This is a genomic window from Paraburkholderia phymatum, assembly GCF_040965635.1.
Taxonomy (GTDB): Bacteria; Pseudomonadota; Gammaproteobacteria; order Burkholderiales; family Burkholderiaceae; genus Paraburkholderia; species Paraburkholderia phymatum_B.
In genome coordinates this window covers 1-337 of record NZ_JBFRCH010000135.1, presented here as the reverse complement: position 1 = coordinate 337, position 337 = coordinate 1, and the positions used below count along the sequence as shown (strand labels likewise).

The following is a 337-nucleotide window of genomic DNA, read 5'->3' as shown; positions in this document are numbered from 1 at the left end:
TGATACTAATTGCCCGTAAGGCTTGATCCTATAACCGGTGTGTTTTGCGATGATCGCTCGTGCTTCAGCACGTGCGGGCATCTCACTCCCGAAGGGAGCACGGACACGCTGATGGTTGACAGATCGATGTTGTGCCACAAACAACACAACCCCACCCCTCTTTACGCTTCTTCCCGATTGGCCGCGGCGCTCAAAGGTAACGTAACCTCAATAGCGACGCGGCAACCCGTCATGCCTGATGACCATAGCGAGTCGGTCCCACCCCTTCCCATCCCGAACAGGACCGTGAAACGACTCCACGCCGATGATAGTGCGGATTGCCCGTGTGAAAGTAGGT

The 337-nt window shown here is 55.8% G+C and carries 1 rRNA gene; it reads left to right on the top strand.

Features of this window, described 5'->3' with window-relative positions:
* Nucleotides 1-234: 234 nt before the first annotated feature.
* Nucleotides 235-337 (top strand): 5S ribosomal RNA (gene rrf / locus AB4Y32_RS40520); the annotation flags it as partial.